At 45.5% G+C, this 22448-nt stretch carries 18 protein-coding genes and 1 pseudogene; 5 read left to right on the plus strand and 14 right to left on the minus strand.

Annotation, left to right across the window (positions count from 1 at the left end; translation table 11 throughout):
- Nucleotides 1-7: 7 nt before the first annotated feature.
- The 9 genes from B5F87_RS04365 to B5F87_RS04405 form a co-directional block, all read right to left on the minus strand.
- Nucleotides 8-1762: a glycosyltransferase gene (locus B5F87_RS04365; RefSeq protein ID WP_087277387.1), complete on the minus strand. Its 1755-nt coding sequence runs from the start codon at nt 1760-1762 to the stop codon at nt 8-10.
- Nucleotides 1763-1808: 46 nt separating this feature from the next.
- Entirely contained in the window at nt 1809-2777 is a 969-nt protein-coding gene (locus B5F87_RS04370; protein ID WP_087277390.1) for a glycosyltransferase family 2 protein, read from the minus strand.
- Between the two features lie 65 nt (nt 2778-2842).
- The gene (gene rfbC / locus B5F87_RS04375) at nt 2843-3451 is read right to left on the minus strand and encodes a dTDP-4-dehydrorhamnose 3,5-epimerase (RefSeq protein ID WP_087277393.1); all 609 of its coding nucleotides are present in this window, start codon (nt 3449-3451) and stop codon (nt 2843-2845) included.
- Nucleotides 3452-3481: 30 nt separating this feature from the next.
- On the minus strand, nt 3482-4660 hold the full coding sequence (locus tag B5F87_RS04380) for a DUF1972 domain-containing protein (RefSeq protein WP_087277396.1): 1179 nt from the start codon (nt 4658-4660) through the stop codon (nt 3482-3484).
- 74 nt (nt 4661-4734) lie between these two features.
- Complete coding sequence (rfbD, locus tag B5F87_RS04385) at nt 4735-5583, minus strand: dTDP-4-dehydrorhamnose reductase (protein ID WP_087277399.1); 849 nt, start codon at nt 5581-5583, stop codon at nt 4735-4737.
- 153 nt (nt 5584-5736) lie between these two features.
- A complete protein-coding gene (gene rfbB, locus B5F87_RS04390) occupies nt 5737-6771 on the minus strand; it encodes a dTDP-glucose 4,6-dehydratase (protein WP_087277402.1) in 1035 nt (344 codons plus the stop codon).
- 53 nt (nt 6772-6824) lie between these two features.
- Nucleotides 6825-7712, minus strand: coding sequence for a glucose-1-phosphate thymidylyltransferase RfbA (gene rfbA, locus B5F87_RS04395; RefSeq protein ID WP_087277405.1), 888 nt, complete (start codon nt 7710-7712; stop codon nt 6825-6827).
- 107 nt (nt 7713-7819) lie between these two features.
- Nucleotides 7820-8908: a hypothetical protein gene (locus tag B5F87_RS04400; RefSeq protein ID WP_087277408.1), complete on the minus strand. Its 1089-nt coding sequence runs from the start codon at nt 8906-8908 to the stop codon at nt 7820-7822.
- Complete coding sequence (locus B5F87_RS04405; protein WP_087277410.1) at nt 8898-10610, minus strand: CDP-glycerol glycerophosphotransferase family protein; 1713 nt, start codon at nt 10608-10610, stop codon at nt 8898-8900. Before B5F87_RS04405 ends, B5F87_RS04400 begins: the two co-directional genes overlap by 11 nt.
- Nucleotides 10611-10863: 253 nt before the next feature.
- On the opposite strand from B5F87_RS04405, the gene mazG reads away from it, so the two are divergent.
- Both mazG and fsa read left to right on the plus strand, forming a co-directional pair.
- On the plus strand, nt 10864-11574 hold the full coding sequence (gene mazG / locus B5F87_RS04410; protein WP_158096950.1) for a nucleoside triphosphate pyrophosphohydrolase: 711 nt from the start codon (nt 10864-10866) through the stop codon (nt 11572-11574).
- A gap of 226 nt (nt 11575-11800) precedes the next feature.
- Nucleotides 11801-12454: a fructose-6-phosphate aldolase gene (gene fsa, locus B5F87_RS04415; protein WP_087277415.1), complete on the plus strand. Its 654-nt coding sequence runs from the start codon at nt 11801-11803 to the stop codon at nt 12452-12454.
- Nucleotides 12455-12556: 102 nt separating this feature from the next.
- Here fsa and B5F87_RS04420 read toward each other — a convergent pair whose 3' ends face one another.
- Both B5F87_RS04420 and B5F87_RS04425 read right to left on the minus strand, forming a co-directional pair.
- The gene (locus B5F87_RS04420) at nt 12557-13120 is read right to left on the minus strand and encodes a MarR family transcriptional regulator (protein ID WP_087277418.1); all 564 of its coding nucleotides are present in this window, start codon (nt 13118-13120) and stop codon (nt 12557-12559) included.
- 17 nt (nt 13121-13137) lie between these two features.
- Nucleotides 13138-14508, minus strand: coding sequence for a citrate/2-methylcitrate synthase (locus B5F87_RS04425; protein WP_087277420.1), 1371 nt, complete (start codon nt 14506-14508; stop codon nt 13138-13140).
- Nucleotides 14509-14867: 359 nt separating this feature from the next.
- On the opposite strand from B5F87_RS04425, the gene B5F87_RS04430 reads away from it, so the two are divergent.
- The gene (locus B5F87_RS04430; RefSeq protein ID WP_158096951.1) at nt 14868-16343 is read left to right on the plus strand and encodes a leucyl aminopeptidase; all 1476 of its coding nucleotides are present in this window, start codon (nt 14868-14870) and stop codon (nt 16341-16343) included.
- Between the two features lie 164 nt (nt 16344-16507).
- Here B5F87_RS04430 and B5F87_RS04435 read toward each other — a convergent pair whose 3' ends face one another.
- The 3 genes from B5F87_RS04435 to B5F87_RS04445 form a co-directional block, all read right to left on the minus strand.
- Complete coding sequence (locus tag B5F87_RS04435) at nt 16508-17515, minus strand: M14 family zinc carboxypeptidase (RefSeq protein ID WP_087277426.1); 1008 nt, start codon at nt 17513-17515, stop codon at nt 16508-16510.
- A 935-nt stretch (nt 17516-18450) separates the two neighbouring features.
- On the minus strand, nt 18451-18987 hold the full coding sequence (locus B5F87_RS04440) for a restriction endonuclease (RefSeq protein WP_087277429.1): 537 nt from the start codon (nt 18985-18987) through the stop codon (nt 18451-18453).
- Nucleotides 18988-19157: 170 nt separating this feature from the next.
- A complete protein-coding gene (locus B5F87_RS04445; protein WP_087277432.1) occupies nt 19158-20771 on the minus strand; it encodes an RNA-guided endonuclease TnpB family protein in 1614 nt (537 codons plus the stop codon).
- A gap of 113 nt (nt 20772-20884) precedes the next feature.
- Here B5F87_RS04445 and B5F87_RS20925 point away from each other — a divergent pair, with 113 nt between their 5' ends.
- Both B5F87_RS20925 and mtnK read left to right on the plus strand, forming a co-directional pair.
- Entirely contained in the window at nt 20885-21037 is a 153-nt protein-coding gene (locus tag B5F87_RS20925) for a hypothetical protein (protein ID WP_158096952.1), read from the plus strand.
- Nucleotides 21038-21264: 227 nt separating this feature from the next.
- Nucleotides 21265-22410, plus strand: a pseudogene (gene mtnK, locus B5F87_RS04450) (S-methyl-5-thioribose kinase); the annotation flags it as partial.
- Nucleotides 22411-22448: the final 38 nt, after the last annotated feature.

Consider the following 22448-nt stretch of genomic DNA (forward strand, 5'->3'; position numbering starts at 1 on the left):
CATATATTTAAACTCTGGTCGGATCTAACTCAGTAACTTTACTTCTACATGGATCTTCCAGAATTGTTTCATTCCATTTCATCTTCAAATAAAATATTTCTTCTTTATTCTTTTTTTTATTTAATGTATTTAAGCTAAATTTCTTCATATTTAAGTATACTTGTACATCAGGTATAAAAATATTATGATATCCCCTCTTCTGTAATTGTAGACATAAATCGACATCATATAAATTATTTTTTAAGTTTTCGTCAAAACCTCCTACTTGTTCAAAAATATCTTTCTTTACCATTAAGCAATCACCGGAAACAGCACTGTAATTTCTTCTGGTGGATAAATAATACATATATCCGCTTTCATTCTTCTTTCTGCCCTTTCCGATATCTATACATAGTTTTTCTTTATCTAAACTAATTCCCGCATTGTGAATTACATTCTCCGGATGCAGTATTTTCACTCCAACTGCACCTACACATTCTCTTTCCGCTTCTCCCGCCATGTGCAGCAGCCATTCTTTAGTCTGAATTTCTATTTCACTATTTAGAAAGACAATAAGATCCCCTTTTGCTCTTTTTACTGCTAAATTTTGAATGGCAGTACAACATAATTTTTGATGTATTTTAATCACACTATATTCTGGATACTTTTTATATTTATCCAAAAATTTCTTCGTTTTCTTTTTCTCTGAATGGCAGTCAACAAGAATTACTTCATAATTATTATCTATTATATTTTCATTTATTGATTTTAAACAACATTCTATTTTTTCTGATTGATCGTGTACTAATATTATAATAGAAATGAAATGCTTCTTTCTTGGATAAAATAAAACATTATAGCATGGACAGTTCTCCAAATATTTTACTTCTGCACTATATTTTCGTCGTTTTACTGTATCCTCCAAAGCCTTTTTACCCGCAATATATGCATAGCTTTTCTCTGCACCGTCTAAAGCAGTAGAACCGGAAATCGCTCTCCAGTGGTATAATATTTTAGGAATATGATAAATATTTTCTGTTAATTCAATTACTCGAAGAAGCAAATCATAATCTTGCGAACCCTCTACACCTTTCCGAAATCCACCTATCTGTTCTATCAAGGTCCTTCTATATACTCCCATATGTGATATATAGTTATAAGACAGTAACGTATCCGGGCAATAATCTGGCTTAAAATAGGGATTTGTTCTATTGCCATTTTCATCTATCTTATCTTCATCACTATATATGACATCCAAATCTCTATGATCCTGCAAAATTTTTGCTACTTCGTATAGTGCATTTAGCGCTAACTCATCATCATTGTCTACCAAAACAATAAACTCTCCTGTTGCAATTTGAAGAGCCGAATTTGTTGCCTCAGATATATGGCCGTTTTTATAACGGTAAACTATATTGATCCTATTATCCACTTGAGCATATTCCTTTAAAACTGTTCTTACATTTTCATCCGTAGAACAATCATCTGCCATACAAAGCTGCCAATTTGTATACCATTGTTTTTGTATCGACTGAATACATTTTCTAAGCCATTTTTCTTCTACATTGTACACCGGAATGCAAATAGAAAATGTAGGGAGATAAGAAAAGCTCTCAATATCGTGCAAAATTTGTTCTTTGTCTATTTTTTCATGATTTATAATCCATTTTTTATATCTTTTCGAAAAATTAATTTTACCAATTATTTTTTTACATGTTGCAAACACTCCATATCTTTTAATATAAAAAATAGACTGTTTCATTGTAGAAAAAACAGAAATCATTCTTTTCTCTTCTCCCGTTTATTTTACTCATAGTAAATAGTTGTTACTATATAAACAATAACTCCCCTACAATTTGTATCAGAGACTGCTTAAAAAATTTATATTTTACTACCAGATATGTCCTTTTAAACTTATTCACATCATATAATCTGGAAAATTGTCTTAAAAGCATCTTCTCTTCTTTGTCACAGGTTGGCCCGTATATTTTTAGTAAATCTCCTGCCTGCTGTACTGCTTGTCGGAACTTCATCCTGACATACTGTAAATTGGAAAGACGATATATCACAAAAGAAATCGATTTCACTTTTGTTGCCCCAACCACATTATCTTCGTGCTGTCTATACAGAATTGTTGTTCTGTCTAAAAAAACAATCTGTCCAAACAAACTTGCAATTAAAGTAATCCACCAATCGTGCATAGCAGGCTTCACATTTTTCCAATTAAGAACTTGATTTAACTTTTGATTCCACATCATGGTGCAGCCTGTCACATTATTTTGTATCAACAATCGATTTAATTTTTTAATACAAGGATTGATGGAGCGATATTTCAGGTAAGAGGGCGCAATCGAATGTAAATCGGAATCCACTACTTCCAAATCTGTATGCACCAAAATTGGCTGTTTGTATTTTTTTTCTGCTTTTTTCATCCTTTTTAATGTGACCGCGATTTTATCATCTTTCCAAATGTCATCCTGATCGCAAAACATGTAGTAGGGGAATTCGCCCCATCTCTTTTCTGCCTGGGATAATAGATGAACAAAATTCTTTGAAGAAGCATGAAAGCAAAGGCCATCATCCAACACCACCATATTCAGTTTATCACTTCTTTCCCAAGCTTTGAGAATATCCCCTGTATTATCTGTTGATCCATCATCATGAACAAACAAGAGGAAATCCTGGCAGGTTTGCCTGCAAAGAGATTCCAATTGCTGCTCCAGATATCGTTCTCCATTGTAAGTGGCCATACAAATTAAAATTTGTGGAAGTGGCTGATTGTTGTTGTCATTTGTCATTTTTATCTGCCTGCTTTCGTTCTCACATTCTCCTCAACTATGTTTGGAACTCATTTGATAAATAACTATTTATCAAATTTGAAAGTATCTTTAAATCCCTGCCACTTCTGATCTTTGTCAGAAAGATTCAGCGGAGTACCATCTTCCAGATGATATCCTTCTGCAGATGGAGTTCCCTTGTATTCTCCACAAAGCTGTGGCCATTCAATTCCAATGTCCGGATCATTCCATGCCATTCCACCCTCATCACCCGGATGATAGAAATCTGTACATTTATAACAAAATTCTGCCTCATCAGAAAGAACTAAGAAGCCATGTGCAAAACCCTCGCTGATATAGAATTGTTTTTTATTTTCTTCTGTCAGCTCTACACCAAACCACTGGCCATAAGTTTTACTGTGAACACGAAGATCCACTGCCACATCAAAAACTGCTCCTTTTATTACTCTCACCAGTTTACCTTGCGGATATTCTTTCTGATAATGTAACCCACGCAGAACGCCCTTTTTACTCATAGACTGGTTATCCTGCACAAATACCATGTCAAGTCCTGCTTCATGCATATCATTTTGATTATAGGTTTCCATAAAATATCCCCTGTCATCTCCATGTACCGTTGGCACAATGACATATAATCCTTCTATTGGACATTTTTCTACTTTAATCTGACCCATAGTTAACCTCCACTTTTCTGTTATTGATCTTTATTTGCTACTATTCAAAAATAATCTTTCATATTGTTCTGTAATATTCTCCCAGGTATAAGCCTCCTGTATCCTTTTTTTTGCTTTTTCTCCAAAGCTATCTATTTCTTTTTCAGACATGGCATCGGCTTTCTCTATCAATTTTGAAAGGCTTCCTTTTCTTTTTGACCAATAAAGAGCGGCTTTCCCAGCCACCTCCCGATTAAATCCCACTCCTAACAGTAGATTTAAATTGGTAGAACTCAACGCTTCCAGAAGACTCGGATTTGTCCCTCCAACTTCATGTCCATGGAAATACCCATATGCATTTTCTCTTATTTTTTTCAGCAATTCCTGGTTATAAACAGTTCCCGCGAAATGAATGCGGGAATCCTTATGAAAGCCAGTTTTATCTTTCAATGCAGCAAGAAATTTATCACTGACATTTGTAATCAAAACAAACGCTTTATCTGTTTTTGATTCCATAAATTCTCGAATCATTATTTCATAATTATTTTCCGGTACAAATCTCCCTACTACTAAATAGTATTCTCCGGGCTTTACATGATTCTTTTGATACCATTCTACCCATATCTTATCATTATCAGACAGCGCAGACCTGCTGGTATCAGAACCATAAGCGATAAACGTTGTATCCGGTTTATATTTTTCATATTCCTTTTGAATATATTTTTCAATATTTTGGCTATCACAAATCAACAAATCTGCTTGCCGAACCATTCCTCTCTCAGAATATTTCCAATATTTTCGGATAACTTTATTCCATTTTGCCCTTTTCCATTCATGTCCATCAGGATTTACATATAATTTCCCTCCTAATGCTTGAATCTGCTTCTTGTAATAAGGAATAAACGGTCCTATTCTACAGGCAAGTACATAAAAAATCGGATGTCTGATTTCCTTATGATTTTTGCAATAAAAGATACAATAGTCCAATGCTGCCCCATCATAATAAACAGCCTTTGCGCTACCAATATCAGGTACTTTTATACAAAAACAATGCGCTCCGTTATGTGTGTATTCTTCTGTATGATCTGACAATACCGCCACATGATATTGAATGTTTTTACTTTTTCTGTATTCTGTCAATTTCTCTACAAAAGTTTCAAATCCACCATAGGCTGCCGGAATTCCTTTAGATCCAACGATAAATACGTGTTGCTTTTGATCCGAAACCATGAATTCCTCCTGCTCATGCTTATTACACATTATTTCATCCTGTTTTTCTTTAAAAACTATTCTTATTCTATTCTTTATTCTTCTAAGTTTTTCAAATATCTCTTCAACGCATCTTTCCAATCCGGCAATGGCTCAAATCCGTTATCCACCAGCTTCTGTTTGTTCATCCGGCTGTTTTCTGGCCGTTTTGCCTTGGCCGCGTACTGAGCGCTGTTCACCGGCTCCACTTCGATATCAATGCCTGCCTGACGGAATATCTCGCAGGCAAAGTCATACCAGGTGATGTATCCGCCTTCGTTGGTGGCATGATAGTTACCATACTTATCCGTCTCGATCATATCCACCAGCAGTCTGGCAAGATCATAGGTGTAAGTCGGCGTTCCATACTGGTCATTGACCACCGTAAGGTGATCGTGAGTTTTTGCCAGGTTCAACATCGTTTTAATAAAGTTTTTGCCCTTGCCGAATACCCAGGCAATACGGACGATGAAGAATTTTTCCACGTTATTACGAACGGCAAGCTCGCCTTCGTATTTTGTCTGACCATAGACATTCAGCGGAGTTGTAACCGGGTCATCCGGTTCCCATGGGCGGGTTCCCTTTCCGTCAAAAATATAGTCTGTGGAAATGTACATCATTTTGCAATTAAGTTTTTTACAGACCTTCGCTATATTTTCTGTGCCGTTAACGTTAACCTGACGGCATTTTTCTTCGTTGTCCTCTGCAGCGTCCACCGCCGTCCAGGCTGCGCAGTGAATAACCGCTTCCGGCGCTGCTTCTGTAATCATTTTATCTACTGCTGCGGCATCTGTGATATCCAAATCTTCGATATCGACGCCGATAGCTGCATGTCCTCGTTTCTCCAGCTCATTGACCACATCGTAGCCCAACTGTCCTTTGACACCCGTAACAAATACTTTCATTTCTGCCTCCTGTGTTTGTCAACATCTGTTATCTGTCAACATATACTACTATTCTGTTCGAATTGTGTCTATAAATGAATTATGAATTATCCCTGAACGCAGCGAAAGCCCTATCTCAACTTTCATCAAAATAGGGCGTATCATTTCTTCTGTCTATTCGGCGTCTTTTAAGCGGTCGCCGTACATGGATGCATAGTAGTTCTGATATTCGCCGGAAATAATTCTTTCCCACCATTCTTTATTATCCAGGTACCACTGGATTGTCTTTTTGATTCCGTCCTTGAACATGGTTTCCGGAAGCCAGCCCAGCTCTCTGTGAATCTTTGCCGGGTCAATGGCATAGCGCATGTCATGTCCTTTACGGTCGGTGACATGGGTAATCAGAGATTCCGGTTTGCCCAGAGCCTCACAGATAATCTTTACGATGTCAATATTTTTCATCTCATTGTGTCCACCGATATTGTAGACCTCTCCGACCTTACCTTTTCGGATAATCAAGTCAATAGCTTTACAATGATCTTCCACGTAGAGCCAGTCACGGACGTTCAATCCTTCTCCATATACCGGAAGCGGTTTGTCCGCCAGGGCATTGGCAATCATCAGCGGAATTAATTTTTCCGGAAACTGATATGGTCCGTAATTATTGGAACATCTGGAGATTGTAGTCGGCAGCCCAAAAGTACGATGATATGCATTTACCAGGAGGTCTGCCCCTGCTTTTGATGAGCTGTACGGACTGCTGGTTTTCAGCGGAGTTTCTTCTGTGAAGAATAAGTCCGGACGATCCAAAGGAAGATCTCCGTATACCTCGTCTGTGGACACCTGATGATAACGTTTTACACCATATTTACGGCTGGCGTCCATCATCACTTGGGTTCCGATAATATTGGTCTGCAGGAAGATACCCGGGTCTTCGATGGAACGGTCCACGTGGCTCTCCGCTGCAAAATTCACAACGATATCCGGTTTTTCTTCTTCAAACAGTTTAAATACTGCTTCTCTGTCACAGATGTCCATCTTCTCAAAACGGAAGTTCGGGTTCTCCATGGCGTCTTTTAATGTCTCCAGATTACCTGCGTAAGTCAGTTTGTCAATGCAGACAATCCGGTCTTCCGGATGTTCTTTTAACTCCAAATATACAAAGTTTGCTCCGATAAATCCGGCTCCGCCGGTCACAATTATTGTCATAACTCTTTCCTCTTTATTCTTAATCTTATTTTTTGCGAATATAAAAACTAATCTTAATCCAGGTATTTTCCGTCTAACACATCTTTCAGATACTGACCGTACTGGTTTTTCTTCATGATCTCGTAAGTCTCCAGCATTTCTTTCTCGCCAATCCAGCCATTGATATAGCCCAATTCTTCCAGACAGGCAATTTTTCTGTGAGAATGTTGCTCAACGGTTTTCACAAAGTTAGTTGCATCCACAAGACTCTCATGGGTTCCGGTATCCAGCCAGGTAAATCCCTGTCCCAGCAGTTCCACATGAAGCTCCTGATTTTCCAGATAAATTCTGTTCAAATCAGTGATCTCCAACTCGCCGCGGGCAGATGGTTTTAGATTCTTGGCATAGTTTACTACGCGGTTATCATAGAAATATAAACCAGTTACGCAGTAATTACTCTTTGGATGTTCCGGTTTTTCCTCGATGGAAATAGCTTTTCCTTCTTTATCAAATTCCACGATGCCGAATCGTTCCGGATCATCCACATAATATCCGAATACTGTCGCTCCGGAATCCTTTTCTGCTCTTTCTACCGCTGCGCGAAGACGCTTTTTAAGACCATGTCCATGGAAAATATTATCGCCGAGGACCATGGCAACCGAATCGTTGCCGATAAATTCTTCTCCGATGATAAATGCCTGTGCGAGACCGTCCGGGCTCGGCTGTACGGCGTAGCTTAAATTAACACCAAACTGATGGCCGTCTCCCAAGAGGGCTTCAAATCTCGGCGTATCCATCGGTGTGGAGATAATCAGGATATCACGAATTCCCGCCATCATCATCACGCTCATCGGATAATAAATCATAGGCTTGTCATAAATCGGAAGCAGCTGCTTGCTGGTTACCTTTGTAAGCGGGTACAGTCTGGTTCCTGAACCGCCTGCCAGGATAATACCTTTCATAATCTACATTTCCTCCTGTATTATGGATATTTTTAAAATGTCATATTTTAGCAAATTAATTTCATATACTATATCATATTCTTTCTTTTTAGACAACGGAAAACTGCCTATTTTGTCCCGCCCTTTACCTCATATATGTTGACACAGGTGTACAGTTCTTTGTAATGGGAGGCAATCATAAGCTCGATGGTTCCGTCCGCTGCCACCTGTATGCCTTCCGGTTCCCGGTGGCTTATGGCTTTGGCGCCTCTGATTTTGCGGGTTGTGGTAGTTTTCGTTTTGTAATCGTAGGCACGGATGCGGATCGGGGCGAAGTCGGAGACTTTGCCCAACTCGCGCATTTCGCTCCTGCTTCTGGTGCCTTCCAAAGTATATATGGTTGTACCGCAGATGTCAAACCCCTGGAAGTCGCCGGGTGTGCTTTTTATTCTTACGGTTTTCTTAACTTTCTTTGGGCGGATGGTCGTGCCGTCTGTCAGATCGTAGATCTGGAACTGCTGACCGCCATTACTGGTAAAGCGTACTGCCAGCTGGCGGCCGTCTGCGCTGATGGCCGGGAAGCAGTTGGCGGCGTAACGGCTGCCGCCGGAGCCGGAGACCAGGATGCGGTAAGTATACTGGCCGTGGCGGCGCAGGGTTGTACCGGCGTGGAAGGTAAAACAGGTGACAGTGGATGTACTCCGGCTGCTGCCGGCGGGGTCGCTGCCGGTCCAGAGCCAGGTGACTCCATCCACGGTCACGCAATCCAGGTTAGTTCCGTGGCCGAACTGTTTTAGGGTCATATAGTCTATGGTATATTTCCCGAATCCTTTGTATTTTATGCGGGTGAGCCGCAGGTCGTTTTTCTGTTTTCCGGTGTTGGCCAGCTGGGAAAGGTAATAATAATATGTATCGTCGTGGGTGTAACCCTGCGGCAGCCTTGCCGTGGTGAGCCGGGCAGCCGGATAGCGCAGCGTCAGGTCGCTGCCGGCGTTCTCTGCCGGGGTGGAGGCTGCGATTTTGCGTTTCAGGGCCGGCGTTAGTTTCTTCATTTTAATATTCTGTTTTTTCTTCACTGTAGTGATGGCTTTTGCCTGCGCCTGAAGGGGTGTCGCCACGGAAGGGCAAAGTGCCGCCGCGGTCATTATTCCCGCTGCCAGACCGACAACCGTCATGCAGACAGCTGTCACCAGTTTTTTTATTCTTTTATTCCCCATTTTCCAGATAATTCTCCTTGATATATTTCGCAATCCGCTCGGTGCTGTGCCCGTCCAGGGCACTTAGGAACGCTTCCCGGAACTGCTCCATCCGCTGCGACAGGGACAGGGCTGCGTCCGCTGTCTCTGCCAGCACATCTTTTTTTCTTTCTTCCTCTGTCGGGTCCCACTGTCCAGTCACCATACGGGCCGCTTTTCTTGTCATGGCCGGGAAGGTATGCTCCACCGGGCCCGGAACCATTTCTTCATAGGCAAAGTAGAAGTCCCGGCTTGCCATGTATTCTTCTTCGTCGAAGGCATAGAAGAGCATCGGCACTTCCAGGATCGCTGCCTCGAAGATGCTGGAGCTGTAGTCGGTAATGAGCAGATCGGTGATGAGCATCAGATCGTTAATATGGTCTTTTCCGGTCAGGTCAAGCACGCGGTTCTGCCATTTTGGCGGTATCTCCACCGGCTGATGAACAAACGGATGGTGTTTGATGATGCATGCGGTGTCTTCCGGCATTTTTTCCATAAATGCTTCCAGGCGGAAGGCGTCTTCCGGATAATAGGCGTCCTTGTTGCCGTCGCCACGGAAGGTCGGGGCGAAAAGGATCACTTTCTGGTCGCGGAGGAACGGATATTTCTTGTAGAGTTCCTCCCTTGTTTTACGTTTTCGCTCCCAGTCGAAGAGTGCATCTGTCCGTGGCACGCCGAGAGCCTTCACCTTGCTGGTCGGAATGGCGAAGGCTTCCGCGTAGATGTCGCGGATTGTTTCGCTGCTGACGCTGACGAAGTCATAGTTTCTGTGATTCATGGAGCTCTGCGGCGCGCCGCCAGGCTTGCCCATTCGGGTGAGGCCGAAGGTCTTAAAGGCGCCGCAGGCGTGCCAGAGCTGGACAATCTTGGTCTCCCGGCGGATGTTCAGCTGGTGGAGCTGCGGGTAGAAGTCCTCCAGGATGATTACCCGGGCTTCGGCACATTTTCTGGCACACTCCCTCAGGTCTTTTTTATTTAATGCATCCACGGTGTGGGTGTTGATGAATTCTGTGACTTCTATGTCCGGGTCGCCGGCAAATCTTTCCCGGATCAGCTGCAGATTGCCGCCTTCTTCCGGCAGACGCTCGGATAAAAACAGCACCTTATTGCCAGACAGTTTTTTGTGAAGAGATACATACTGCTCATATTTTGCGGCAAAATAATCCGTATGCCGCTGCCTCGGACTGTAATTATAGCCGCTCAGGCGGTATACCGTTTCATTTGCTTTTTTGACGGCTTTAGAGAGATTTTTATTTTCCCTGAGCCATGCTCGGGCAATGAAAAAAGGCAGCCCGATCGTACAGCAGCCGAAGACAAACAGATTTCTTTTGCTGGTCTGTTCCGGCCGGGCAAAAAGTTCTCTCTGTACCGGGAATGGCTGATCGTCAAGAATCCATTCCTGTACGCCGCACCACAGGGCAAATGTAACGGTCACCTTGTGTCTTGGTGGCTGACGGAATACGTACGGCAGCTCGATCTCCGCGTCCGCCAGTATCTGCGGACCGTTTTCACTCTCTTCCACACGCACTTCCAAAGGAAAGCGCCGGTCCACCTGCCGCTGAGCAAAAATGGCCTGCAGCCGTATTTTTTTATTCTGCATTTCGTCCGGCAATTTGCACCGGAATCCCAGATGCATGAGATCATCGGTGATATTGACGGTTGTTCTGTAATTAAATTTTTTCATATGATCCTCCGATAATTCCAATACCAGGAGTTTGTCTGGTGTTTGACAGCCCGAACATCAAAAAAGCGCTCTCCCGGAAAGGAATATTTATTAAATATTATAATAGATTCCAGCTAAAACACAAGAAAAGTACGTAGATTTTTTCCAGTCGCATTGCTATAATGAATATAAAGTAATCCGATAGCAAAAGAGCGAATCTTTTCGCTTTTCTTTTGCCTACACAATGACTGAACGTGAGGAAACGGAGTGTAAAATGGACAGACAATTTACTTTTGAAGAACTTCATGCGGTAGTTGCCGCTCTCCGCGGCGAAAACGGCTGCCCCTGGGACAAGGCGCAGACCCACGAGAGCATGAAGGGCAATACGATAGAAGAGGCGTATGAAGTGAATCAGGCGGTGAGCGATCTGACTGCCACCGGCAATCCTGATAATCTGTGCGAGGAGCTGGGCGATCTGCTTTTGCAGGTGATGCTTCACAGCCAGATTGCCGAGGAGTACGGAGAGTTCACCCTGGAGGATGTCATCGACGGCATCACCCGGAAGATGATCCGGCGGCATCCTCATGTGTTTGGCGGAGAAACTTACGAGAACGATGAAGAACGCCGGGCAGCCTGGGAAGCTATCAAAGCGCAGGAACACCAGGATAACGGGCAGACGCCCCGTTCCGAACTTGAAAATGTACCGGCTGCCTTTCCGGCTCTGATCCGCAGCCAGAAGGTTTTAAAGAAGGCAAACAAGAGCGGTCTAGTTTCCTTCCGGGAAGAAGACATTTTCAAGGAAATACTGGAATCTGTGGTGAAGCTGCAGCAGGCCGCTGCCAGCCTGGAGAACAAAGATCAGCTGACGGCAACAATGGGGAAAATGTTATTTGCAGTCAGCAAACTGGCGGCTCTTTACAATATTCACAGCGAGATGGCGCTGACGGCGGAGACCGAGAAGTTTATTGACGACAATAAGCGCTGACGGTTCTGCGTCGGTTTCCGGCCATTACGAAGATTTGGCAACTGCATTTTTCTTTTGGAAAAAATGTTGCGATAGATACTTTTATTTATGATGACTGCATTTTCAGACGTCTGTCCCGACAGATCTGTCATTCATACTATGTGGCCAGTGCATTTTATTGCGGCCGGCACATTTACATATTAAGGTGCAGCCATCAGGGCAATACATATGTGAGGAGGACTGTATTATGAGATTTTTTATTGACACAGCTAAGGTAGAGGATATCCGCAAGGCAAATGATATGGGCGTGATCTGCGGTGTGACCACCAACCCTTCCCTGATTGCAAAGGAAGGCCGGGATTTTAACGAAGTTATCAAGGAGATCACCACCATCGTGGACGGCCCGATCAGCGGCGAGGTAAAGGCTACCACCACCGACGCGGAAGGTATGATCAAGGAAGGCCGGGAGATTGCTTCCATTCATCCGAATATGGTTGTAAAGATTCCTATGACTGTGGAAGGACTGAAGGCTGTTAAAGTGTTAAGTGCAGAGGGCATTAAAACAAATGTAACTCTGATCTTCAACGCAAATCAGGCACTTCTGGCTGCACGGGCAGGAGCCACCTACGTTTCTCCATTCCTGGGACGTCTTGATGACATCAATGTACGCGGCGTGGATTTAATTCGTGAGATTGCTGAGATCTTTGCCGTATCTGATATCGATACAGAGATCATCGCTGCCAGCGTCCGCAACCCGATTCATGTGACAGACTGCGCTCTTGCAGGCGCTGATATCGCAACAGTTCCTTACAGCGTGCTCGAGACAATGACCAAACATCCGCTGACCGATGCAGGTATTGAGAAGTTTAAGAAAGACTATATTGCTGTGTTTGGGGAATAACAAAAAGACAGCCCCATAACCCTGCTGATAACCGTCTGTCAAAAGCCGGATATTCTCTGACTGTCGACAGACGGTCGTCACCCATGGGTTATGGGGCTCTTTTTATTTGCTGTTCAGCTTTATAATCTCTTCTGACAGAATCTCGTGAAACTTCCCGCAATAGTGCAGATAATCATGGAGGCACCGATCGCCCATCCTCTCCCGCACTTTTTCCAGCACATGGTAGCCATAGGCCATCTCCTGGTGCAGCAGTTTCTGTCCCTTATCAGTAAGCGAAACAAAAACATACCGCTGATCCTCCTCGCCGTTCTTCATCTGAATATATCCCTTTTTCTCCAGAACATGAAGCATACGGGAAACAGCCGGACGGGACAGCTTCATGGCATTACCCAATCCCGAAACCCGGACGGCGCCGATTCTCTCCGACTGACGGCTGATGGCAAGGAGCATCGTCAGTTCCCCCAGCGGCACGCTGCTCATCTGCTGAAACAGCAGATTGGACTTGCGCATCTGTACGATCAGTTCTTTATAATCATCCGTACTGACGCTGCCGACAGGCCAGCCGCTGTCATCATTCTCTTCCTGACGTTTTCCGTTCTGATTATCATCTCTTCTTTGAACTTGCTGCGTTTTTTGTTCCGATGATCCTGCTTCTTCGAATTCCATAATTCCTCCCAGATCTTTTATTCTTCTGCCTTTCTTTCAGAGATTGGCACATATGTTTCCTCTGCCGCAATACTCTGGTACGCCGGACGTATGATCTTATCACAGTTCATGAGCTCCTCAATGCGGTGCGCACTCCAGCCGACTACACGGGCCACGGCGAACATCGGTGTGAAGAGCTGATCCGGCAGACCAAGCATACGATACATAAATCCGCTGTAAAAGTCAATATTGGCGCTGACGCCTTTGTATATTTTTCTGCGGCTCGTGATGAGTTCTGTCGCCAGACGCTCCACTGTCTCATAGAAATGGAACTCATCCTCATAGCCTTCTTCTATAGCCAGTTTGCCCAGATATCCTTTAAATATCTGCGCTCTCGGGTCGGAGATAGAGTAAACGGCATGTCCCATACCATAGATCAGTCCGCTGTGATCAAACGCTTCTTTATTCAGCAGACGCAGCAGATACGCCTTGATCTCTTCTTCATCCTTCCAGTCCTTAACCTCTTCCTTCATCTCGTCAAACATGCGGACTACTTTCAGGTTTGCACCGCCGTGTTTCGGTCCTTTCAAGGACGCCAGGGAAGCAGCGATAGCTGAGTAGGTATCTGTTCCTGAGGAAGTCACCACATGGTCTGTAAACGTGGAGTTATTACCTCCGCCGTGATCCATATGAAGCACAAGAGCGATATCAAGAATCCTCGCCTCAAGCTTAGTATACTCCTTGTTCGGACGCAGGAGCCGTAGGATATTCTCCGCTGTGGACAGTTCAGGCTTCGGGGAATGCACATAGAAACTCTTGCCCTCCACATAATGGTTGTAAGCCTGATAGCCGTATACCGCCAGCATCGGCATAGTGCTGATCAGCTGCAGACACTGCCGCAGGACATTATCAATCTGGATATTATCCGCCATATCGTCATAACTGTAAAGAGTCAGAATACTTCTCTGCAGAGTATTCATCATATCGTTGCTCGGCGCCTTCATAATGACGTCCCGGACAAAATTCGTCGGCAGTGTACGGTAGCTTCCCAGCAGCTTCTGGAATCTGTCAAGCTCCTCTGCGTCCGGAAGACGTCCGAATAAGATTAAAAATGCTGTCTCTTCAAAACCAAATCGTTCTTCTTTGGCAAAGCCGGCAACCAGATCCTTGATATCATATCCCCGGTATCTCAGCTCGCCTTCACAGGGAACACTCTTTCCATCTACGATCCGTGAGGATATGATCGTGGAAATGTCTGTAAGTCCTGCCAGGACTCCTTTTCCATTTACATCTCTGAGACCCCGGAGAACGTGATAGGTGTCGTACAGTCCCGCCGGTATCTGACCATGTTCCATACTTATGGAAGCCAGCTTCTGAATCTCCGGTGTCATTGCAGAATATTCATTCATGTCTGTCAGTCCCCTTTCTATAAAACCAAATCATACACAAATTAGTTTGTCTTGTTAATTAACTATGTTAATTATTATACTGGAAAAATTTCTTCTTGTCAATCTTCGATAAAAGAAGCAAAAAATTACCCTGTACATAAAAAGTTTATGCAAAAACAGATTTCTCATCACTAAAAATTTATGTATTATGTACAAGTTTTTTCTGTTTTTCAAATTCTAATTGTGCTATACTAAAGCTATCTTTTATAAGGGGAAAGTACGCCGGTATGCCGGCACAGACAGATATATTCCCCATTTCCGGATAACAGACGGCAATTCATCGAAAACAGATGTCAATATTAAGAAAGGAGCGTATCAAAATGCAAATACAACGTCTCGTAGACCTGGAGGATTACGAATTTGATACATTGCTCGTTACATATAACCACAAAAACCGCCTGAGCATCGAACTTGGCAAAGTCAGCGAGATTTTTAAGGGACTTCAGGAAGATGAGCTGGTTGGTGGGAGCAAGGTGTACGGACTTCGCGGCAAAGATTTTTCTTACCAGGGGCAGCCTTACTACAATCTGATTTTTATCGGCATTCCGGAACATGCTTCGCCGAGAAGATATCAGCTTCAGTTCGGGGCAGCTCTGAAAGAGGCCAAGAAGCTGAAAGGACATAATCTTCTGATGACCGCCATCGGTGACGACGTTTCCTATTGGCTTAATTCCGCCATGAGAGGAATTCTCCTGGCAGACTATACCTTTGATAAATATCATTCTGACAAAAAAGAGACTCCGGAACTGAATCTTGGTATTCTGACCGGCGTAGATTCCGCCTCTTTCAAGAAAGAGGAGCAGTATTCCCATATGATGGCCTCCGCTGTAGCGCTGGCACGCGATCTGGTCAACGAACCTGCCAATGTAATGACTCCTTCTGCTCTGGCTGAGGAGGCAAAGGCTGTCTGCGACAAACATAACATCAAATGTACTATCCTTGAAAAAGAGGACTGCGAGGCTCTGGGCATGAATGCTTTCCTGTCTGTTGCCAAAGGCTCCAAACAGCCTCCGAAGTTTATCGTCATGGAGTATAACGGACGGGTGACAGACGAAGAAAAGATTGCTCTGATCGGCAAAGGCATCTGTTTTGACGCCGGCGGCTATAATCTGAAGCCTTCCGCTTCCATGAAAGGAATGCACGGCGATATGGGTGGAGCCGCCGCTGTCATCGCCGCCATGAGCGCCATCGCTCAGGCAAAGCTCGGCATCAATGTGACTGCCGTGATTCCTGCCTGCGAAAATATGGTTTCCGGCAAAGCCATGAAACCGGGAGACATCATCGCTTCCATGAACGGCAAGTATATTGAAGTTGCCAACACAGACGCAGAAGGCCGCATGGCTCTGGCTGACGCCATTACATACGCCATCCGCGAATGCGGCGCCACATCTCTCATTGATGTTGCCACACTGACAGGCGCATGTCAGGTTGCTCTGGGCAGCCGTTACACCGGCGTATTCAGCAACAGCGACGAGCTCATCGCCAAGCTGGTGCAGGCTTCCATTCTCGCTGGAGAAAATATCTGGCGTATGCCTCTCGGCGACGATGAATATAAAGATCTGAACGCGTCTTCCGTTGCCGATATCGCCAACTGTGGTACACAATGCGGCGCCATCGCAGCTGCCAGATTCTTAAATGAGTTCGTGGAGCGCAAGCCTTGGATTCACATGGATATCGCCGGCACCTCAGATTCCGACGCCGACACAGAGATCTACTCCAAAGGCGGCACCGGCGTTACCGCCATGACATTATACGAGTTTGTCAAATTAATGGAGAAACCATATAAGAGTTATTAAAGCAAACGGCATATTGTACATATCCTCATTGAGACGAGGCATCCTGCCGCCATTGGTTCAGTGATATCCCAATATCTTTCTGCACAGAATACCTTGAGGATACAAAAGGAGCGCTGTCAACCGTTTTTTACGGGGACAGCGCTCCTTTTTGATTTTTATCCGGATCAGTCAAACAGCATTGCTTCCCGGATCACAACATCTTTATTTTTCTTCCAGATGGACGGAAACTCGCGGATACTCAGCGGGCAGGCGCCGCGGCCAATTTCCAGCGTTATACATGGAATATCCCTTTCATAAAGAAAATACTCTCTGGAGCATCCGGCGGCAGAACTGATACTTTCCGTCGGCATCAGCCTGTAACCCGTCAGACTCTGAGCTGTTTTATACATCCGGGTTGTAATCTGCTCCACCTTTGATGTGGCATTGCTCGCGCACCTTCCATATAGAATCGATCCTGTGGAATGATAGCTGACAACCCCTACAATTTTCCCTCTTTTTTCAATACGATTGACTATCTTCACCAGAGCCTTTACCTCAGGCTCACTGGCTGCCTTATTGCCATGGAATCCGGCGTAGCCACGGGTTCCTCCTCTACGAAACGCCACGGCCCAATTCCGGTTCAGATCCACACCTCTTGCATTGGCTTTCCACCTGGTGGTACTTCCCGGCATCTTCCGCAAGGCAGCCCGAAGACTTTTATTGCGTATCGCACCGAACCCAAATTGACTGATTGCCGTTCCATCCGGATTGCTGGAAGGCACATAATGAATAGCCACCTCATTGAGCACCTTAGATACCTTTGTGCCGTTGATTTTTTTATTATATTTTTTCAAATAATACTCTATCTGGCTCATGCAAAGCTGTGTTGTCATATATTCCCGTCCATGAAGATTTGCAATCACGACCAGATGCTTTTTTGCCTGTGCATTGCCCAGAATCACTTCATAGAGATTCCGGTCATCAGCTGATTTTCCAATCACATTGACCTGACAGTATTCCGGATATTTCTTCTGAAGCTGCTGCAGATCCTTCCGGTATTCCGTGTATGAATACTTCTGATGCCCTGTCGATACAATGGCTGCCTTCGTCTCCATCCCATGTCCCAGCCAGATCATAACTCCCAGAACCAGACACAGAGTCAGAAATGTCCGTAACCTTTTTACAATATTCATTATTTGCTGTCTCTCCTTCTTCTTTTTGTAAAATTGTAAAATAACTGTAACATTCTATTAATAATTTACATTAAAAAAGAAGAATCGTCAACAAAGGATTTTACAGGCAAAGTAAAAGAGAGCATCTGACTACCAATTCGGATGCTCCCTTTCACTGTTCACTTATTATGTCCAACGGTCTATACCTCCTGTTCATAATATCGTTTCGAATATTACGTTATGTTTTCTTCGGACCGTACCTCAAATACTTTTCCTCTTAACTCTAAGAAAAACTCTCCGGGAAACTTTCACCAATTCATTTACCTATCCCTACACAATTATAACCGGTTATTCTCCTCCACCTTCAAGCTTCCTTAAAATCTCGAGCGAACTTTCCTGTAATCACAATTTCAAAGTGCCAATCCTTTGAATCCTAAGACAAACTGCGCGGTGACCTGTACAACTTCTGCTTCTCAACTCATCAGGCTCTGCTATCGATAACCCCTTACCTCTTGTACCTCTTCCTTCAGCTTCTCCTGAATTCCTTACTTACTACTTCCGGTGGTCTGTACCTCCTGTCTTAGTATCGTTTGAGTGTCAGATTAAAGTTTTTGGTGGTCTGTACCTCCTTTACTTAGTATAGTTTTGAGTTCAAATTAGTCTTTCTGGCGGTCTGTACCTCCTGTGCTTATTTAAATCTTGAAATTAAATTAACCTTCTTGGTGGTCTCACCTCTTTTTCTTTGACAAAAAACTGAAAATTAACAACTACAAGATTTATATAATGGACTAATCCGTCCTTTCTTTGTTTGTATCTGCATTATAATATAAAGCTTATTTTTTGTCAATACTATTTTTCAAAAAAATTTTTGTTTTTCAAAAATGATTAAATATTCTGATAAATATTAGTTTTCATCTCTTTATTTTAATATTTTTCTGATAATTTTGAAATCACAGTTATTCTCGGATCTTGAACTTCTTCTGAATATCATAACGTCCCCAAAGTTCCACATCGTTCTGCCGCGCCAGATTGCGGGCGCTCTTTGTAAACCCGCTGTTAGTAACTACCATGGCTCTGTCAGCGTCATAATATGCCACGGATCCCACCGCTTCCTGAACGGCCGCGATACCTACATTTTTTTCATAGCGCTTCGCCTGAACAACAATCTTCTCTCCCCGCTTCCGGACGATCAGATCGGCGCCGTAATCATGGCTGTAGTCGGTCAGCGTCACCCGGTAGCCCAGATGCTTAAACTGCGCCCGCAGATATTTTTCAAAGGCTCGGCCGCTTAATTTATCCACCTTTCTCATAGACATTCTCAGGTATCGGCGGCTAATGAGCCGGCGGACAAGAAAAATCAGCCCGACGGCGCACAGCATGGTGTACAGAACACATTCTTCCCCTCTTCCCTCCGCAAACGATATGTATCCTTTTCCGTAAGCGGCGATAACCGCCGCGGCAAGTATTCCCGTGATCATATCAAATCCTGTCATTGGTCAAATTATTCCTTTCTGTTCTGTCTTCTATCTGTCGCTTTTTATCCTGCAAGTAATTATACTGTGAACTACCCCAAGCGACTGGCGTCGCATGGAGCTTCTTTGTGAGGCTCTGGGCCTCACGGGGCGGACACACGCCCCCTATCCCCTGTGACGGGTTTACTTCCCTACGCCGCAAATGCTTCCTGGCAGGCGCGGCGTCTTTCTTTCCGCTCTTCGTGCCGCAGGCGAGAAATAAGGCTCTTCTCCCGGCGGTAAGTTGCTGCCGGCGCCTTCTTTTTCGCATGGCACAGCTGCTCCCGGGTGATGACCTGGATCGGGCTGGCTGCCGGTTCTTTCCCGTCAAAAGCGTATGGGTATTCTTTTCGCAGGATGTTCCCGGCTCCGTTCAGGTCCGCGTTCCATTCCGTCCCATCCCCGGCACGGTACAGCCCCCGTTTGACCCTTTTCCCGGAAAAAGTGTCACCTTCTTTTGGGTCATCTGCCCCATAGGTCGGGATAGGATCCCCATCCCGCAGGCTGGCTTTCGAGGTATAGCTTTCCTCCCGGATGATGACCGGCAGCCCATACCGGGCCGCAACGGACTGCAGGCAGAGGAGGAAGCGGGAGACAGGTATGGATACAAAGTTCTGGTTATCCTTCTTCCGGAAAGGAAGCTCTTGCTTCTGCCCTTCGTTATGCCCGATGACGATGGCTTCGATCCGGTATCTCACGGAGTACCGGCAGACCCAGTGGGCCGCCTTGTAAAAGAAGTCCCGGAAAGTATCCTCCCTCTTCCGGCTGAGGGCAGACAGCCGCCTGGATGCCTTCTCCGAATGACGGGAGTCTTTGCCCTTTGTCCTGGCGGACAGCAGCCGGGCACGCTCCTTGTTGAACCACTGGTTCCGGGATTTCAGCCACTTCCCGCTGATCAGGAACGGCAGGGCTCCTGTGTTGGTGACCCCGGCCAGGAAGTTATCAAGCCCCGGGTCCAGGCCCAGAATCCGTCCCGGATGGTCCGGGCGTCCCGGCATCTCCGTTCTGTCTTCGTAAGTGAGGAGCAGACGATACTTCCCATGGTAGGGCTTCACTTCCAGCTTCACATACTTCCCTTTCAGGAGAGAGGCTGGCCCCAGGTAGAGCACCGGTGCTTTCTCCCAGCCCCGCGGAGTGGAAAAAGTGAGCCGCAGCCGCCCATCCCCTGCCACGGCGATCTTCGCCACCTGGTTCGTGAAGTGGGCAGTCGCTTCCTTCGCCCGGATATACCCCGGCATCTTCGGCTTCGCCCGGTATTTCCCGGGATGCCCCCGCCAGTCCGACAGGGCGGAGAGCCAGGACTTCCATGCCTGCACGGTCTTTTTGACCGCCTGCTGGTTCACCTGGGAAGTACAGCTATAGTAAGACGGGTTCTTTGTGAACTTCAGGATGGCGTCCAGCTGGGCGTAAGACAGGTGCCAGTGCGTCTCATCCGGGCAGGGCAGGGGCTTCGCGTCCCGTACCGCGCCCATGATATAGCCGTAGACCGGCATCCCATGCATCCCGGAGGCTCTCAGCCGCAGCATCCGCTCCCGGTACCGTTTTCCTTTGGCTTCATTTGCCATATGGATCCCGGTAAAGACATCATGCAGGACCTCCGTCTCCAGCTTCGTCCGTTCCTCCGGGGATTTCCGCAGTCCGGTCATCGTGTTCCGCAGGTAAAAGAGCGCGGTATTCCGCAGCGCCCTGGTCCCGGTGGTGTTCCGCTTTAAGTAAACGTAGGCCGGGCAATCTTTTTTCAGGTCAATGGTCAGCGTCCGCAGCATACCGCATCCTCCTTCCTTTTCCGCTTGCAAAACGCCGGGATGTTTTATACTCTGATTATATCATATATGGGATTACTATGCAAACAGATGTTTTGTTCTGATGGAGGCGTATCATGGATCACAACGGGAAGCGGCATGCGGTCTATCTGCTCACCTGTCATATGGTCTTTGTCACAAAATATCGGAAGCAGAAAAAAGGCAGGGAAGCTCTGCCTTGGATGATCCATCCCCGAACGACATCCGTCGCACGGGATTTTCTCTTTTAACTATCATAATCCCCCGATTTTTTCATTGTTTTTCGCAAAGAGCTATTTTATAATAATAACAAATGATTGCCGGTCGCTGTGCAAACAGTAACGGCAAATGTGTTTATTTGTGCAGAATTCTCCGGGCTGCAGGCGGGCCGGAGATTAAAGAGAAGGCATACGGGAGAAATTACATTTCCTGTGGAAAGGGGGAGATTGATTTGTCTGATTTCAGCAGCTATTTTCTGATGAAGGAGCCGGACGTCATCGATTACGTGCAGGCGAAGCTCCATTATTTTGACTCGGAGTCGTCTCTTACCTGCAGAGAGATCGGCGACGGCAATCTTAATTATGTTTTCCGGGTGAAGGATGAAAAAAGCGGGCGTTCCATCATCGTCAAGCAGGCGGGAACGCATCTTCGTATTTCTGATAAAATGACTCTGACCACAGACCGGGGACGGATTGAGGCCAGTATTCTGAAACTCCAGGGCGCTCTGTGCCCTGGACTGGTTCCTGAGGTATACCTCTATGACGGGGTAATGTGCGCCATGATCATGGAGGATATGATCGGGCATACAATGATGCGCACCGGACTGATTCATCATGAGATGTATCCGAAGTTTCCGGAACAGATCAGTACATTTCTTGTGAACAGTCTTCTGATGACCACCGATATCGTCATGGATCATCAGAAACGTAAAGCTCTGGTGCGTGAGTTCTCCAACCCGGAACTGTGCGACATCACGGAGAATCTCGTGTTTGGCGAGCCGATCCTCAACTACAACGGCCGAAACGACGTCTTTCCTCCTGTGAAAGATTTTGTGGAGAAGGAAATTTACGGCGACAAGGCCCTGAAAGCGGAGGTGGCACGGCTCAAATTCCGTTTTATGAATCACGCCCAGTCGCTGATCCACGGCGACCTGCACACTGGTTCGGTATTTATCAACCAGGAGCATACTTTCGTATTTGATCCGGAGTTTGCCTTCTTCGGCCCGATGGGTTATGACATAGGAAATGTAATAGCCAACCTGTTTTTTGCGTGGGCAAACGGCAACGCCACCATCAGCGATCCAGAGGAAAAGGCGCAGTTCTGCGGCTGGTGTATGTGCGCCATCATGGAAATCGTTGATCTGTTCAGAGAGAAGTTTCTTCGTCTTTATGACGAGCAGGTAACAGAGCCGCTGGCCAAGTCCGACGACTTCAAAGCATCTTATCTGTCGGAAATCCTTGCCGACACAGCCGGATACGCCGGTACCGAATGCATCCGCCGAATCGTGGGCATGGCGCATAATAAAGATATTACTGTTATTGAAGATATAGATAAACGTGCGACAGCAGAGAAGATTCTGCTGACCTTCGCCAAAGATCTGATCATGCATCAGAAAGATTTCCAGACGGCCGGAGAGTATTATCGCGCCATGACAGACGCCAT

Source organism: Eubacterium sp. An3 (genome assembly GCF_002159465.1).
GTDB classification, from domain to species: domain Bacteria; phylum Bacillota; class Clostridia; order Lachnospirales; family Lachnospiraceae; genus Anaerobutyricum; species Anaerobutyricum stercoris.

Coding starts and splice junctions, on each gene's coding strand:
- B5F87_RS04365 (WP_087277387.1), bottom strand. CDS start 1,762: ATGATTTCTGTTTTTTCTACAATGAAACAGTCTATTTTTTATATTAAA.
- B5F87_RS04370 (WP_087277390.1), bottom strand. CDS start 2,777: ATGACAAATGACAACAACAATCAGCCACTTCCACAAATTTTAATTTGT.
- rfbC (WP_087277393.1), bottom strand. CDS start 3,451: ATGGGTCAGATTAAAGTAGAAAAATGTCCAATAGAAGGATTATATGTC.
- B5F87_RS04380 (WP_087277396.1), bottom strand. CDS start 4,660: ATGGTTTCGGATCAAAAGCAACACGTATTTATCGTTGGATCTAAAGGA.
- rfbD (WP_087277399.1), bottom strand. CDS start 5,583: ATGAAAGTATTTGTTACGGGTGTCAAAGGACAGTTGGGCTACGATGTG.
- rfbB (WP_087277402.1), bottom strand. CDS start 6,771: ATGACAATAATTGTGACCGGCGGAGCCGGATTTATCGGAGCAAACTTT.
- rfbA (WP_087277405.1), bottom strand. CDS start 7,712: ATGAAAGGTATTATCCTGGCAGGCGGTTCAGGAACCAGACTGTACCCG.
- B5F87_RS04400 (WP_087277408.1), bottom strand. CDS start 8,908: ATGGGGAATAAAAGAATAAAAAAACTGGTGACAGCTGTCTGCATGACG.
- B5F87_RS04405 (WP_087277410.1), bottom strand. CDS start 10,610: ATGAAAAAATTTAATTACAGAACAACCGTCAATATCACCGATGATCTC.
- mazG (WP_158096950.1), top strand. CDS start 10,864: ATGGACAGACAATTTACTTTTGAAGAACTTCATGCGGTAGTTGCCGCT.
- fsa (WP_087277415.1), top strand. CDS start 11,801: ATGAGATTTTTTATTGACACAGCTAAGGTAGAGGATATCCGCAAGGCA.
- B5F87_RS04420 (WP_087277418.1), bottom strand. CDS start 13,120: ATGGAATTCGAAGAAGCAGGATCATCGGAACAAAAAACGCAGCAAGTT.
- B5F87_RS04425 (WP_087277420.1), bottom strand. CDS start 14,508: ATGAATGAATATTCTGCAATGACACCGGAGATTCAGAAGCTGGCTTCC.
- B5F87_RS04430 (WP_158096951.1), top strand. CDS start 14,868: ATGCAAATACAACGTCTCGTAGACCTGGAGGATTACGAATTTGATACA.
- B5F87_RS04435 (WP_087277426.1), bottom strand. CDS start 17,515: ATGAATATTGTAAAAAGGTTACGGACATTTCTGACTCTGTGTCTGGTT.
- B5F87_RS04440 (WP_087277429.1), bottom strand. CDS start 18,987: ATGACAGGATTTGATATGATCACGGGAATACTTGCCGCGGCGGTTATC.
- B5F87_RS04445 (WP_087277432.1), bottom strand. CDS start 20,771: ATGCTGCGGACGCTGACCATTGACCTGAAAAAAGATTGCCCGGCCTAC.
- B5F87_RS20925 (WP_158096952.1), top strand. CDS start 20,885: ATGGATCACAACGGGAAGCGGCATGCGGTCTATCTGCTCACCTGTCAT.